Annotated in this window: 18 protein-coding genes; 11 read left to right on the forward strand and 7 right to left on the reverse strand. The window is 34.4% G+C overall.

Going from position 1 to position 13,316, the window contains the following annotated elements:
- Nucleotides 1-2: 2 nt before the first annotated feature.
- The 5 genes from FFM65_RS03445 to FFM65_RS03460 all read left to right on the forward strand — a co-directional run bounded on the left by FFM65_RS03445 (nucleotide 3) and on the right by FFM65_RS03460 (nucleotide 2,242).
- Nucleotides 3-746: an SDR family oxidoreductase gene (locus FFM65_RS03445; protein WP_119317572.1), complete on the forward strand. Its 744-nt coding sequence runs from the start codon at nucleotides 3-5 to the stop codon at nucleotides 744-746.
- 18 nt (nucleotides 747-764) lie between these two features.
- Nucleotides 765-1,115, forward strand: a complete 351-nt coding sequence (locus FFM65_RS03450; RefSeq protein WP_119317571.1) for a cyclophilin-like fold protein — start codon at nucleotides 765-767, stop codon at nucleotides 1,113-1,115.
- Between the two features lie 13 nt (nucleotides 1,116-1,128).
- Complete coding sequence (locus tag FFM65_RS12265) at nucleotides 1,129-1,278, forward strand: NAD(P)H-binding protein (protein WP_255311477.1); 150 nt, start codon at nucleotides 1,129-1,131, stop codon at nucleotides 1,276-1,278.
- Nucleotides 1,275-1,793: an NAD(P)H-binding protein gene (locus tag FFM65_RS03455; protein WP_119317767.1), complete on the forward strand. Its 519-nt coding sequence runs from the start codon at nucleotides 1,275-1,277 to the stop codon at nucleotides 1,791-1,793. The genes FFM65_RS12265 and FFM65_RS03455 overlap by 4 nt, the downstream gene beginning before the upstream one ends.
- Before the next feature lie 155 nt (nucleotides 1,794-1,948).
- Complete coding sequence (locus FFM65_RS03460) at nucleotides 1,949-2,242, forward strand: YbhB/YbcL family Raf kinase inhibitor-like protein (protein WP_119317570.1); 294 nt, start codon at nucleotides 1,949-1,951, stop codon at nucleotides 2,240-2,242.
- Nucleotides 2,243-2,287: 45 nt separating this feature from the next.
- On the opposite strand, the gene FFM65_RS03465 is transcribed toward FFM65_RS03460, so the two are convergent.
- The 3 genes from FFM65_RS03465 to FFM65_RS03475 all read right to left on the reverse strand — a co-directional run bounded on the left by FFM65_RS03465 (nucleotide 2,288) and on the right by FFM65_RS03475 (nucleotide 4,572).
- The gene (locus FFM65_RS03465) at nucleotides 2,288-3,244 is read right to left on the reverse strand and encodes an NAD(P)H-dependent flavin oxidoreductase (protein WP_119317569.1); all 957 of its coding nucleotides are present in this window, start codon (nucleotides 3,242-3,244) and stop codon (nucleotides 2,288-2,290) included.
- 73 nt (nucleotides 3,245-3,317) lie between these two features.
- Nucleotides 3,318-4,172 (reverse strand): arginase family protein, encoded by an 855-nt coding sequence (locus tag FFM65_RS03470; protein WP_119317568.1) that lies wholly within the window; start codon nucleotides 4,170-4,172, stop codon nucleotides 3,318-3,320.
- 79 nt (nucleotides 4,173-4,251) lie between these two features.
- Nucleotides 4,252-4,572, reverse strand: a complete 321-nt coding sequence (locus tag FFM65_RS03475) for an ArsR/SmtB family transcription factor (protein ID WP_119317567.1) — start codon at nucleotides 4,570-4,572, stop codon at nucleotides 4,252-4,254.
- Nucleotides 4,573-4,966: 394 nt separating this feature from the next.
- Between FFM65_RS03475 and FFM65_RS03480 the strand changes: the two genes are divergently transcribed.
- Complete coding sequence (locus FFM65_RS03480; protein ID WP_119317566.1) at nucleotides 4,967-5,842, forward strand: DMT family transporter; 876 nt, start codon at nucleotides 4,967-4,969, stop codon at nucleotides 5,840-5,842.
- Between the two features lie 20 nt (nucleotides 5,843-5,862).
- Here the strand turns inward: FFM65_RS03480 and FFM65_RS03485 are convergent, their stop codons facing one another.
- From FFM65_RS03485 to FFM65_RS03490, 3 genes are read right to left on the reverse strand one after another with little or no spacing between them, the layout of a single operon-like run.
- Nucleotides 5,863-6,111 carry a type II toxin-antitoxin system Phd/YefM family antitoxin gene (locus FFM65_RS03485; RefSeq protein ID WP_119317565.1) on the reverse strand — a complete coding sequence of 83 codons (249 nt, stop codon included), beginning with the start codon at nucleotides 6,109-6,111 and terminating at the stop codon, nucleotides 5,863-5,865.
- A 34-nt stretch (nucleotides 6,112-6,145) separates the two neighbouring features.
- Entirely contained in the window at nucleotides 6,146-6,304 is a 159-nt protein-coding gene (locus tag FFM65_RS12080) for a hypothetical protein (protein WP_157060457.1), read from the reverse strand.
- 56 nt (nucleotides 6,305-6,360) lie between these two features.
- Nucleotides 6,361-7,227 carry a LysR family transcriptional regulator gene (locus FFM65_RS03490; protein ID WP_119317564.1) on the reverse strand — a complete coding sequence of 289 codons (867 nt, stop codon included), beginning with the start codon at nucleotides 7,225-7,227 and terminating at the stop codon, nucleotides 6,361-6,363.
- Between the two features lie 150 nt (nucleotides 7,228-7,377).
- Between FFM65_RS03490 and FFM65_RS03495 the strand changes: the two genes are divergently transcribed.
- The 5 genes from FFM65_RS03495 to FFM65_RS03515 all read left to right on the forward strand — a co-directional run bounded on the left by FFM65_RS03495 (nucleotide 7,378) and on the right by FFM65_RS03515 (nucleotide 11,933).
- Complete coding sequence (locus tag FFM65_RS03495) at nucleotides 7,378-8,121, forward strand: SDR family oxidoreductase (protein ID WP_119317563.1); 744 nt, start codon at nucleotides 7,378-7,380, stop codon at nucleotides 8,119-8,121.
- 14 nt (nucleotides 8,122-8,135) lie between these two features.
- Nucleotides 8,136-8,516 carry a DUF2255 family protein gene (locus FFM65_RS03500; RefSeq protein WP_119317562.1) on the forward strand — a complete coding sequence of 127 codons (381 nt, stop codon included), beginning with the start codon at nucleotides 8,136-8,138 and terminating at the stop codon, nucleotides 8,514-8,516.
- Between the two features lie 83 nt (nucleotides 8,517-8,599).
- Complete coding sequence (locus FFM65_RS03505) at nucleotides 8,600-9,274, forward strand: flavodoxin (RefSeq protein ID WP_119317561.1); 675 nt, start codon at nucleotides 8,600-8,602, stop codon at nucleotides 9,272-9,274.
- Nucleotides 9,275-9,286: 12 nt separating this feature from the next.
- Nucleotides 9,287-10,576 (forward strand): ferric reductase-like transmembrane domain-containing protein, encoded by a 1,290-nt coding sequence (locus tag FFM65_RS03510; RefSeq protein WP_119317560.1) that lies wholly within the window; start codon nucleotides 9,287-9,289, stop codon nucleotides 10,574-10,576.
- Between the two features lie 175 nt (nucleotides 10,577-10,751).
- Entirely contained in the window at nucleotides 10,752-11,933 is a 1,182-nt protein-coding gene (locus tag FFM65_RS03515) for an MFS transporter (protein WP_119317559.1), read from the forward strand.
- A 62-nt stretch (nucleotides 11,934-11,995) separates the two neighbouring features.
- Here the strand turns inward: FFM65_RS03515 and FFM65_RS03520 are convergent, their stop codons facing one another.
- Nucleotides 11,996-13,180 (reverse strand): amidohydrolase, encoded by a 1,185-nt coding sequence (locus FFM65_RS03520; protein ID WP_119317558.1) that lies wholly within the window; start codon nucleotides 13,178-13,180, stop codon nucleotides 11,996-11,998.
- Between the last annotated feature and the right edge of the window lie 136 nt (nucleotides 13,181-13,316).

Consider the following 13,316-nt stretch of genomic DNA (forward strand, 5'->3'; position numbering starts at 1 on the left):
ATATGTCAGTTGAAAATAAAGTAGTTGTAATTACAGGAGCATCATCAGGTATTGGAGAAGCAACAGCTAAGTCGTTAGCAAAAAATGGTGCTAAAGTCGTTTTAGGAGCTAGACGTGAGAATCGTTTACAAGAAATCAGTCAAGATATCAAAGATGCAGGTGGTCAAGCCGCATATAGAGTTACTGATGTTACTAATCCTGATGATTTAAAGGCTTTAGTTACTTTAGCTAAAAAAGAATTCGGCGCTATCGACGTTATCTACAACAATGCCGGAATCATGCCAACCTCACCAATTAGTGCTTTAAAGACCGACGAATGGAACATGATGATCGATGTTAATTTGAAAGGAGTTTTGAACGGTGTAGCTGCAGTTATGCCAGATTTCACTACTCAAAAACATGGTCAAATCATTACAACTTCTTCAGTTGCAGGATTAAAGAGTTTTATTGGTTCAGGTGTTTATGGAGCAACTAAGTTTGCAGTTAGAAACTTGATGGAAGTCATTCGTATGGAAAGTGCTAAAGAACAAACTAACATCAGAACGGCTACTATCTATCCTGCGGCTATCAATACTGAATTGTTACAACACATCACCGACGAAAACTCTAAAGAAGGAATGGATAAATTGTATAAGTCAGTTGGTATCACACCAGATGCTATTGCCCGTGTCGTTAACTTTGCTATCGATCAACCAGAAGATGTTAACGTTAATGAATTTACTGTTTATCCTACAAAACAAGGCTAATAATACAGGAGAAAATAAATGACAAAAGTAAAATTAACTATTAATGATCAGGAATTAACTGCAGACTTTGACGATAATGATACATCGAGAGCAATCATGGCTCAATTTCCATTAAAAGTATCAATGATGAATCTCTACTCACGTGAAATGACTTATCGTTTTAAAGAAGCTTTGCCCGCCAAGAAGGCTAAAACTAGCGGTTATGAAGTAGGCGATATTGCCTATTGGGCACCACGTCATAGTTTTGTTATCTTTTACAAACAAACCGATGAAGTAATTGGTGATCTACAGAAGATTGGCCATATTAAAGATGATATCTCCTTTTTTAATCAATTAGGGGACACCAATATAGAATTCTCTATAGAATAGGAGAGAACATCATATGAAAAAAGTATTGATCTTAGGAGCCTACGGAAAGATTGCTCGTATCGTTGAGAAAAGACTTCTGGATAACTCCGATTATCAATTAACTCTGGTTTTAAGACATGCTAGTCGATTAGATTCCTTAAAAAAAAAAATCACAATAATGTGACTGTAATCGAAGGGGATGTCAGCGACAAAGAATTTTTGACAAAGGTAATTGCTAATCAAGATGTAGTTTACGCTAATCTCAATGGACAAATGGAACGCTGGGCACAAAACATAGTCTTTTCGATGCAACAAAATTCAGTAGCACAGTTGATCTGGATAACTGGTTCGGGACTTTATCATGAAGTGCCTGATCCCTTTGGCTCATGGGTTGAGAATTATGTTGGGCATGCTTCAAAAAAAGATACTAGACGCGCCGCTAGAATTATTGAAAGTAGTCAATTATCATATACCATTATCCGGGCTGCCTATATGACCGATGATGCCGAAATTGATTACGAACTAACCAAAAAAGGTGAAACCTTTAAAGGAACTATGATTTCTAGAAGTAGTATCGCTGACTTTGTTATTAAGATCATCAATGACCCTAATAAGTATCAACGTGAAAGCTTTGGAATCAGTAAGCCTGATACAGACAATAAGCTTCATCATATTAGAGAGATTGAACACGATCTCTAATCATCAAAAAATCCTTGCAGAAAAATTGTAAGGATTTTTTGATTCCATTTATCTGTTGTTTCTTTTTCAATTCATTTGAGAAATATACCTGATAATGCAAAGTGTCTGGCTGTGACTTTAATTGATTATGATGCAGTTACAAGGACAGGAGCTCCATTCATTGGTTGGTTTCAGATATTCCTGTTCAAAACAATATACCAGAAGATTTTAGTCGTAATTTTTCTGGTCCACAGGGGAAGAATACTTGGTATTCTCGGTTTTATACGTTAAATGACGATTACGTGATAAATCATTATGCTGGACCAGTTCCACCAGATAAGCCACATGCATATACACTTACTGTTTATGCATTAAATCAATTGACAGAATTGGAAAGTGGATTCTTCTACAACCAATTTAGAGATTCACTAAAAAATAAGATTATTGATCAACAGGAAATAAAAAAATAGATTTCCTCAACATTGAAGAAATCTATTTTTTTACTCTTATTGTAATTAAGCCATTAATTGCTCAATTAGATTAGTAACTGAAGGTATTGTAGTGATAGATCCGATACCGGTATTAACACTGACGATTCCATTTTTAAAATCGCCCATTAACATTCCAGGTCTTAAACCACCATTTTTACTAATTTCTCTGTCCAATTCGTTATTGAAAGGATCTTTAGCCAATTCTGATGAATATTCCAAAGCCTTTCCAAGTTCAATTGCTCGTTGTGTAGGGGATACACGGATTACATCATGAGAATCAGACTTTAATATTAAATCTTTAGCTTTACTATTTAATGGGGACTCTTCAGTCATTAGAAAACGACTACCAACATATACTCCTTGTGCTCCTAAAGAAAATGCAGCTTTCACACTACGATTGTCATTAATTCCTCCAGCTGCCAAAACAGGGATGTTCACTGCATCAACCATTGAAGGAACAATTGTAAAAGTACCAAATTCTTGATTTGGTAAAATTCCGCCTTCATCAGAACCAGTAGCCACAGCTATATCCGCGCCATATGATTCACCCAATTTCATCTGTTCTACGGTAGGAGTTAATGGTCGGAAAATTATTTTACCATTGTGTTGTTTTATTTGTTCAAATACCTCTTTATGAGCTGTTCCGACTACTGCAAAGTATTGTATTCCTTCATCAAAAGCCATTTGGAGTAGTTCATTAGTAAAAGTAGATTCGGATAAACTTTCATTAGGTCTAGGTGTCAAAATATTAAGTCCAAAAGGTTTATTAGTTAATGCCTTAGTCTTATGTATTTCATCTCTCATTCTGCTAGCAGTTTCTTTAGGATCAGAGGTGACCTCAGTCTGTCCCGCATTAGGTCCCAATATTCCTAAACCACCAGCATTACTAACGGAAGCAACCAATCTGGCATTAGTCATCCATGACATCGGTGCCTGAATAATAGGGTATTTGATACTTAAAGTTTTTGTAACGTTGTTCATAATAATCTCCTTATATTTATATATCGGTAATTGTGAATATATATGTCAAAAAATAAATGCCTGAGGCATCTAATTAATCAAAAATGGCTAATTTTGATAATCCATTGTGTAAATTAATATCATCCCAAGGCATGTGTTCGGCTATCGAAAGACCAACTAAATCGGTATTATTTTCAACATCTTCTAATAGACGAACCATTTCAGCAAGTTTCATTTCTCCGATGGCAGCACCAAATTTACTACGATCAAGACCAATCTTGGCAGGAAGAATCGCTCTAAAATCGTCTGGATCTAAAACGTCAAGATCAAGATGGATAGCAATGTGTTTGATATTATTGTTCTTTATCCAATCTAAAACAGGTGAGCTGTCTTTTTTAAGTTCTTCTGGAGTGATATAAGACATGTTTAAATCTTTGACTAAATTATCCATTGGACGTAAATCATTATATTTTAATCCAGCGAATAAAACTTTTTTAGGATCAATCGGATTTTTAACTTGTTCATTAAAATTCTTTGCGCCTTTATGAATCAAGTTTGCGACCACCATTTCGTGAATGTGACTGGAAGTAGTAGGGTTAGAAATATCTGGATGAGCATCTAACCAGATCATTCCAAAATCATCTGGGTACTTACCATGTAGGTAATCAAAAGGAGCTTCAGAAATTGAACAATCTCCGCCAAGAGTGATTACTTTATCTGGATTTTTTATAGTGAGTGTATCAAAAGTTGTTTTCATTTGATTTAACAAAATTTTTTCTTCATCTACAACTCCGTTAGTTTGATGTTCTTCTTTAGAAATAGGGATTTCCAATGTTTCTGTTTGATTACTTTCTGGAACTAGTGCATTTAATAGTTTGGCTCCTAAGCGATAGTTAGGATTCATTCCACCTTGCCATTGTGGTAAAACTATTCTTAATTTATTAGACATAAAGCTCTCCTTAATCTTATAAATCTAGTTTTGTCGATATGAATGCTTAAATAAAAGAAATTCTAATTAGAGCCTCTTCTTAAAGTTTATTAGCAATATATTTTGATAGTTCTTGAATATTTTCTTCGTTCCGACGATAGTAGGTCCATTTACCATGACGTTCAGAGATTAAAAGGCCACAATTTTGAAGATCACTCAAATATTTAGAAACAGTTGACTGTGCTAAGCCGGCACGTTTAACAATATCAGCTACACAAATACCTCCTTTTTCATTCATCATGTAGCGAACTGTTTCACAGGATACTGAAGTGATTTCTTTTTCTGGATCTTTTAACCATTGTAAAATATCTAATCTTGTTTGGTTGGATAGAGCCATAAATAATTTTGCATTAACATTCATGAATACATCATATCGCGATTTATCGAAATGTCAATAATTAATCACTTATTTATTTTCCAATAGTTTAATCCAACCAACAAAAACATTGTTAAAAATAGTAAAATATTAGAAGTTGCCTTAAACCAATCCGGTGCGGATTTGAAGTGTATTAATATGTTCAATTCTCTTCTTGCAAAGTCGTTATATCACAAAATGTGATAACTTGTGGGAAGATGGTTATTTGTAATTACCCCAATATAAACATATAATAAAAGTTATATTTCCTTCAAAAGGAGGCTTTCATTTTGTTATATTCACCATTATTTGAATGTGATGTACCTTCATACCACTAATCAGTGGTGTGAATCCGCTGATTTCTTAACTAATTAAGTAAATAAAGCGGAGGTTTCATATTTTGAACAAGCACAAAATAATAGGTAGCATATATTTAACATTAGCAGCATGTATTTGGGGTGGGATGTTTGTCGTCGTCAAATCAGTCGTCAGTGAAGTTCCCCCAATTCAATTGGTTTGGTTACGGTATCTGATTGGTGCAGTTGCCTTATTAGTAATCGCCTTAGTCGCAAAAATTCAGTGGCACTGGGATAAAAGAAATTTATTATTGATTTTCTTAATCGGATTAATTGGTGATACGATTTCTATTGTTGCTCAAGAAACAGGCACGATGTTTTCTTCAGCTCAATTAGGCTCAGTTGTGACAACAGCAACACCAGCATTCATGATCATCTTCAGTTGGCCATTATTAAAAATCAGACCAACCAAGGGTAAGTGGATCAGTTTATTTCTAGCAATATTAGGTGTTGTCTCAATTGTCGGTTTCCATTTTAACGGAAAGAATCTATTACTAGGAGTAATCTTCTTGTTGATTGCTGGTCTTACTTGGGCCTTGATGTCAGTCTTGATTGAATTAGTTGATAAGAAATACAGCATCATCCAAGTTACTTTTTTAGGTACTTTGGTTGCTATTGTTTGTTTAACACCTGTTATTTTCATACAAAAGAGAACCTTATTAAATATCTCCTGGGGTAGCGTGCACATTTGGTTAAGTCTTTTATACTTAGGAATCGTTTCTACTGCAATTGCATTTTTCCTTTGGAATAAAGGATTAATCTTATTTCACAGTCCAACATCAGGATTGTTCTTTTTGTTTCAACCAATCGTTGGGACATTGTTAGGATGGATATTTTTAAATGAATCAATCAAAGTTGGATTTTTTGTCGGCTTAGGATTGATTTTAGTAAGTATCGTCGTATCTATTAGAAACGAATAATAAAAATAAAGCCAGTTAACTCATTTTATATTGTGAGTTGACTGGCTTTTTAATTGATTTAAAGATTCATCTAAATTTTTACGGTTAGCTTCTGTACCAAGTAAGTACATGGTTTCTTGCCAAGATTGGAATTCTTTTTCTGAGATAATAACCACATTACGATTCTTAGGCTTTGTAATAATTACATGATCATCAAAATCTGCTACATCATCAGTTATTTTTTTTAGATTTTTTCTTGCTTCAGAGAGAGTAGTTGCAGTTGTTGTCATAATCAAGACTCCTTTTTATTATCTTTTCTTGAAATTAGAAGAAAATCAAAGCTAAGCCACCAACTAGTAGAAAAATATAAAAATATAATCTATCCGACATAATCTTCCTACCGAACTGTTTTGAATTGCTAATATTCCCAACGATAGCAAAAATTGCCAAAATTATTAGTCCTATACCTAAAAGTATCGTCATGCAAGATCCCCCATATCCTTAAATGTTCAGTAATTATATTATCTTACTTTTTAAATTTAAAAATCAACTGTTGACCATTGATCTTGTGTCTTTTGAATCAAAGATTTCAATCGATTTTGATTGCGTTTTAAAAAACTAATATAAAAATTTTGTGTTGCCAATTTGTCCGTTAATGGCTTTAATACACGATTCTTAGGAAGATTCTTTCCCCAGTTTGGATCTAGTTTAGTCAAATTAGTAGTAAAGAAGGGCAGACTAGAGAAACTAAGCAATTCTTTATACTCAGTTGATTGATTTTGATAAATAAATTTACCATTAGGAATTTGTGATTCATAAATATCTTGCCAAAATCCTATTTCTTGAGGACATAGGAATGTATTACCCGCTAAATCAGCAAATTTCAAAGAATCTACCTTCGACAAAGGACTTTCAGAAGGGATGTTGATGGCCATACTTTCACTGCCAAGAAATGCTGAAGTTATATGATCAGTTTCTATATCTTCATTAGTCAGTAGGCAAGTCAATTGCTCTTCGTTTAGTATCGTTTCAAAATCCTGTTGAACGTGTTCATCTTGTACAACGAGGTTATCTAAGTGTAAGGAGCGAATAACTATCAAAGGTCCTGGGGCATTAGCGCCAATAGTAATGATTGATTGATTTTGTTCAAAGAGTTTAACTTTGTCCGTAAATTTGTAGTTGTCTTCAAGGACTTTTTTTGCTTGCTTAACGGCATATTTGCCAGTATCAGTTAAATAGAGCCGATTGGGTCTGCGGTCAAACAATTTAACATCTAAATTTTCTTCAAGATTCTTTAATGAATGGGTCAAAGCCGGCTGAGTTACGCCTAAATGATTAGCAGCTTTAGAAAGAGTTCCATATTCATCAAATGCTACTAAAGCCTCCAATAAGTAAAAATCAATCATCACTACACCTCCAGTATTAATTGTGTTTATACTAGCATTCACAATAGTAAATTTTCAAGTCCCAATTTGCGCCCTATACTTATGTCATTGATTAGGACATGACACAGTTAGTCAAGGTCCAAAATAATAATACATAGGAGATAACAAAATATGATTAAAGACAAAGTAGTAATTATTACTGGGGCATCAAGTGGTATTGGAGCATCAACAGCCATGTTATTGGCAAGTAAAGGAGCCAAATTAGTTTTGGGTGCTCGTCGTGAAGATAAACTCCAACAAATCGTTAATAAAATTAAGGAAAACGGTGGCGAAGCAATTTACAAAACTACTGATGTTGTAAATCCCGATGACAATAAGGCCTTAGTTGAAGCAGCCAAACAAGAATTCGGCAAAGTTGATGTAATTTTCTTAAATGCTGGTTTAATGCCTAGTTCAGAAATTGATAAGTTGAAGACTGATGAATGGAACCGTACAGTCGATGTAAATATTAAAGGTGTATTAAACGGTATCGCTGCGATTATGCCTACCTTCAAAGAACAAAACGGTGGACATATCATTACAACTTCTTCAGTCGCCGGTTTGAAACCATATCCTGGTGTCGGTGTTTACGGAGCAACTAAACATGCAGTTCGTGACTTAATGGAAGTTTTGAGAATGGAATCTGCACAAGCTAACAGCAATATTCGTACAGCTACCATTTATCCAGCCGCAATTCATACCGAATTATTGGATACAATTACAGATCCAGAAGCTGCTAAAGCTATGCAAGCAAATTACGATAAATATCAAATCAGTCCTTCACGAGTCGCTAACGTGGTAGCATTTGCAATCGATCAACCAGAAGATACTAATGTTAGTGAATTTACTGTTGGACCAACAAATCAACCTTGGTAATAGGAAGGAACAATATGACTGAAAAAACATGGACCACTGAACAACTCAAAAATTTTGCAAAAACGGACGATTTTCAAGTGTCACCATTTTATGATGATGGGAAAACTTACGGAACACCTACTTGGATTTGGTCGGTAGTTGCTGATGGAAGATTATTTATTCGCGCTTGGAATGGACAAAATTCGCGCTGGTATAATTCTGCAATCAAACAAAAAGCCGGCAGGATCTTTCTCGATGGATCAAACCATGAAGTTGTCTTTAAGAAACTCAACGATGACAAAATTAATGATTTAATCGATCGAGGTTATGAAGAAAAGTATCAGGGCAGCACATATTTGCCACCAATGATCGCAAAAGGACCTCGCAGTTCAACTGTTGAAGTTATTCCAAGATAGAAATAAATACATATCTTTAAAGTCAATGAAAAGGTTCCATAAGTTCATTGGCTTTTTTTATAAAATTAAAAGTGAGGACAATTATGAAACATACAAAAAGGGTCAAATTGATTGGTATTCTAACTACGGTCTTAGTTGTATTGGGGGTCGTTTTAGGAATCATCTATTCAAAATCTAATCTACAAAGCAACAAATCTACTTCAAATCAAGCAATCAAAGAGACTTCCCAAGGCTCCACTAAAAAGTCGAACGGAAAAACTCTCATTATTTATTTTTCACATTCGGGTGCTAATTATGAAGGCTATCGAAAAGTAGGGAATACACAAGTAATTGCCAATTACATCAAGTCAAAAACTAATGCCGATATTTATCGAGTAATTCCCGCAAAGGCTTATCCTGACAAGAGTCTCTCAAAACTCGAAGACATTGCGACAGAAGAAAAAGATAATAACGCTAGACCTAGTATCAAGGGAACATTACCAAACGTCGATAATTATAAAAATATTTTTATTGGTTCACCAATTTGGTATAGTGAGTATCCAATGATAATGAGAACTCTGTTTGACAAAATTGATCTCAATAATAAAACTATAATTCCCTTTGTGACTGATGGAGGTTCTGGATTCAGTAGTACTCAAGAAATACTACAAGATCAATATCCTAAAGCTACAATCTTAAAAGGTTTCCAAGTCCAAGGATCTGACGTTCAAGATGCTAAGGGTGATGTCAATCAATGGCTAACAAAATTAGGATATTAATAAGGTGGGAAAATGAGAAGAAAAAGGGTTGTATTAAATATTCTTTGGCTAATTATACTTTTCTTAATTCCAATGCCTTTAATTGTTATTTTAAATACGCAATTGGTGGCTTCAGTCAGGGACTTAAGCGTGTATGACTTTGGTATTGTTGCTTATATTTGGTGGTTAGTAATTACTTATTTGTCAACAAGACCAAGTTGGTTGGACCGTTTAATTGGTTTACCTTCAATGTATCTAGTTCATGGACTTTTAGGAACGATTGCTTTGATTGCTGCTACTATTCATAAATTTTTAAGTTTTAGTTTTGATAAAAATGTTAAAAACACTGGTAATATTGCTTGGTATTTAGCTTTATTTGGATTTTTCTACGCCGTTTTCTTCATGTCAGGCTGGTTGATCAATTACTTTAAAATTGCCGACACGCTCAAGAAGAAGTTCAATCATATTTTTAAACATCAAGTTTCTATCTGGGTCCATCGCTTAAATTTAGTGGTAATCGCCTTGATTTTCTTCCATGTCCAATTAATCGTTAGAATTAGATCTATCACCGAATTCATGGTTATTTTTGATACCTATACAGCTGTGATACTGGGATTGTATTTTTTTAATAAAATAAGATTATTAACTATGAATAATGGAACAGTAATTTCTAACGAATCCTTGAATTCGGATACTCAAGAACTGGTTATTCAGATAAAAAGCCAGAAAAAATATCATCCAGGTGACTTTTACTTTGTATCCTTCAAAGGTCTCAAAAAGCTCGGTATTGAATCACATCCATTTTCTGTCACTTCAGCTCCTACAAATAGTCCACGATCTGTTACTTTTACTATTCAAAATGTTGGAGACTTTACTAATGAGATCTCCAAGGTTCCTACAGGTACTAAGGTAAAACTAGAAGGACCCTTTGGATTGTTTGATAAATCAATTAGGCTGGAAAATGTTGAGACACCAATTATTCTTTATGGCTTAGGGACGGGGATTGCTCCTTTGTTAAGTATTGCTGCCGAATATGCAGGAAAGCGACCTATCCATGTATTGTGGACGGTTCAATCACAAGACAAATTATATTATTCCGATAAATTTAGAAATTTTGAATCTAAATATCCGAATTTCAAGTATTATGAGCAAATTCATCGAATTAAGAAACAACAATTAAAAAATCTTCTTTCAGAGAGCGAAATTTTAAAAGGACAATTTTATATTGTAGGACCAGCGACTGCGATAATTGAAATTGAAGATAACTTGAATTCCATTGGTGTAAGTAGAAATAGATTAAATGATGAAAGATTAACATTATAAAAAGCAGAGATACTAGTAAATCAACTAAGATCTCTGTTTTTTTATGGCTAAGTATTAATTCAATTTATACTAGGATTCAAAAGACTGAATTTTCAAGTGACTAATATCCCTATACAATAATTGATGTTGATAAGGCAAGAAGTTATTTATATAAAAAATAGAATTGAGGTTTCAAATGAAAAATAAAAAATTATTGATCTTCACATTAGCAGCGGGTACTTTCAGTATTCTAAACACAGAAGTTGGAATATTGGGAATTTTACCTATAATTGCTAACCGTTTTAATGTCTCAACAGCTACGTCAGGATTATTCGTCAGTTTGTTTGCAATAATAATTGCTATTTTTGGTTCAATAATGCCAATTATCTTAAAACACGTTGACCGTAGAAAAATCATGTTGTTGACATTATCCTTATTCGTTGTTTCCAACGTATTAGGAGGCTTGGTAACTAGCTTTGTACCTGCGCTGATCTTTAGATTGTTGCCAGCAGTTTTACATCCGGTTTACTGTTCTTTAGCATTTACGATTGCTGCAGAAATTGCTGACAAAGGACAATCTTCAAAATCAGTATCACGAGTTATGATTGGCGTTAGTGCTGGGACAGTTTTGGGTACGCCGTTAACTACCTTGACTGCCAATAATATCTCTTACTCAGCCGCAATGTTCTTCTTTGCATTAGTTAGTTTGGCCGCTTTAATATTAAATTTCTTTATACTACCAAAGGAAAGTACCAATACTAATAATGAGAGTACAGAAGAAGTTTCTGGATTGAACAAGGTTTTAGTAAAGAAATCACTTTGGATTTCCGGATTAGGAACAATTTTAATAGGTAGTGTATTATTCGTCGTTTATGGTTATGTTTCAGATTTATTGTCTCAAGTTAGTCATTTCTCAGCTAATCAATTGAGTATCGGACTTTTCATTTTCGGGTTAATGAGTATTTTAGGTAATTTGATTGCCGGAAACGTTTTGTCAAAAGCACCTCGTAAATTAGTAACGATTTACCCATTCTTATTAATTGCAGTCTATGCTTTGATTATTTTGTTTGGTCACTCTACATCATTAATGTTCCCAGTAGTTATTCTTTGGGGGATGATTTACGGAATAGGTAATAATATTCAACAATACTTGATTTCTGCTGCTATTCCTGAAGCTTTGAGCTTAGCAAATGGTCTCTTCATTTCAATGGGGAATATCGGTACAGCTATAGGAACTAGTATCGGAGGTTTGTTGTTAGCAAATGGTTTGATGATGTTGCCAATCGGTGGAATTAGTATTTTAATCTTCACATTCATCATAATTTTAATCAGAAATAAAACCGTTAATACGGAATTGAACGAAGTCGAATACGATTAATACAAAAAGAGTTTCAATGATACTGTTAAGGTTAGTATCATCGAAACTCTTTTTGTTTATTCTTAATTATTTAACAAGTTCAAAACAACCGTACCCATACCTTTTGCTGCAACAAGTAGACATTTTTCATCCATTAAAAACTCTGGACTGTGGTGGGGATGATTCATACCATCATCAGGATCACAGCCAACGTAGAAGAAACAACTAGGACGTTCTTGTGCAAAGTATGCAAAATCTTCAGAAGGATCTTGGGGACCGCAATCAAAGACTTTTTTAACTTCGGGAATTTCAGCATCTTTAATTGAACTTACCACTTGTTTAGTTAAATCTTCATCGTTGACTAAAACAGGATAATTGTCATTATAGTCAATTTCAACTTTCATATCGAACATTGCAGCAACACTCTTAGCGATAGTTTCAATACGTTGATGAATCGTTGATCTAGTTGATTCTTTCATGATTCGAACGTCACCTTTTAATTCAACGGAAGCTTTAATAGCGTTATTTGAACCTACGCCGTCAAATGAACCAATCGTAACGCTGGCTGTATCAAAGGGGTCGATATTACGTGAAACGACTGTCTGTAAGGCCGTAACGAAATAACTACCGGCAACGATACTGTCTTTTGATAAGTGGGGCATTGAAGCATGTCCGCCTTTACCGATAAATTTGATTGAAAAATCTGCTCGACCAGTTTGCGTTTCACCCCAGTGATAACCAATAGAGCCAGTTGGCATCGAAGTCATAACGTGCGCACCAACAACTTCGTCAATACCATCGAGGACTCCATCTTTGATCATACTTTTAGCGCCACCTGGAGTGATTTCTTCAGCGGGTTGATGAATTATTCTGATTTTGCCGCTTAATTTATTCTTCATTTGATATAAATTCTTAGCTAAAACCATCATGTAAGCTGTATGTCCGTCGTGGCCGCAAGCATGCATGACACCTGAATTTTCTGACTTAAAGGAGAGGTCATTTTCCTCTTGAATAGCTAAAGCATCAAAGTCGGCTCGTAAAGCAATTGATTTTCCAGGTCGACCTGAATCAATATCGACTGCAAAACCGTAGCCGTCGCCGTAATCTTTAGTTTCAATACCTAAATTATGATAGAAGTCCTTGATATATTTTGAAGTATTTTTTTCGTGGAAAGATGTTTCAGGATGTTGGTGCAAGAAACGTCGAATTTGGATAATTTCTGTTTTGCAATCGTTCAAAGCTTGCATTAATTCATTTTGAATTGTCAATTGATTCACTCCTTAACTCTTGATACTTCAAATGTAACACAAAGGGGGAATTTATTTGTTATGCAATAAGCGTATTTCTTTGAATACAAGATAAGTATTAGACGAAACTCAAATTATCCTTTACGCTAAAAGTAAA

Source organism: Companilactobacillus formosensis (assembly GCF_005405305.1).
Taxonomy (GTDB): Bacteria; Bacillota; Bacilli; order Lactobacillales; family Lactobacillaceae; genus Companilactobacillus; species Companilactobacillus formosensis.

Bases quoted from the DNA above. Each gene is read 5' to 3' on its own strand.
- FFM65_RS03445 (WP_119317572.1), top strand. From the start codon at position 3: ATGTCAGTTGAAAATAAAGTAGTTGTAATTACAGGAGCATCATCAGGT.
- FFM65_RS03450 (WP_119317571.1), top strand. From the start codon at position 765: ATGACAAAAGTAAAATTAACTATTAATGATCAGGAATTAACTGCAGAC.
- FFM65_RS12265 (WP_255311477.1), top strand. From the start codon at position 1,129: ATGAAAAAAGTATTGATCTTAGGAGCCTACGGAAAGATTGCTCGTATC.
- FFM65_RS03465 (WP_119317569.1), bottom strand. From the start codon at position 3,244: ATGAACAACGTTACAAAAACTTTAAGTATCAAATACCCTATTATTCAG.
- FFM65_RS03470 (WP_119317568.1), bottom strand. From the start codon at position 4,172: ATGTCTAATAAATTAAGAATAGTTTTACCACAATGGCAAGGTGGAATG.
- FFM65_RS03475 (WP_119317567.1), bottom strand. From the start codon at position 4,572: ATGAATGTTAATGCAAAATTATTTATGGCTCTATCCAACCAAACAAGA.
- FFM65_RS03485 (WP_119317565.1), bottom strand. From the start codon at position 6,111: ATGACAACAACTGCAACTACTCTCTCTGAAGCAAGAAAAAATCTAAAA.
- FFM65_RS12080 (WP_157060457.1), bottom strand. From the start codon at position 6,304: ATGACGATACTTTTAGGTATAGGACTAATAATTTTGGCAATTTTTGCT.
- FFM65_RS03490 (WP_119317564.1), bottom strand. From the start codon at position 7,227: ATGATTGATTTTTACTTATTGGAGGCTTTAGTAGCATTTGATGAATAT.
- FFM65_RS03495 (WP_119317563.1), top strand. From the start codon at position 7,378: ATGATTAAAGACAAAGTAGTAATTATTACTGGGGCATCAAGTGGTATT.
- FFM65_RS03500 (WP_119317562.1), top strand. From the start codon at position 8,136: ATGACTGAAAAAACATGGACCACTGAACAACTCAAAAATTTTGCAAAA.
- FFM65_RS03505 (WP_119317561.1), top strand. From the start codon at position 8,600: ATGAAACATACAAAAAGGGTCAAATTGATTGGTATTCTAACTACGGTC.
- FFM65_RS03510 (WP_119317560.1), top strand. From the start codon at position 9,287: ATGAGAAGAAAAAGGGTTGTATTAAATATTCTTTGGCTAATTATACTT.
- FFM65_RS03515 (WP_119317559.1), top strand. From the start codon at position 10,752: ATGAAAAATAAAAAATTATTGATCTTCACATTAGCAGCGGGTACTTTC.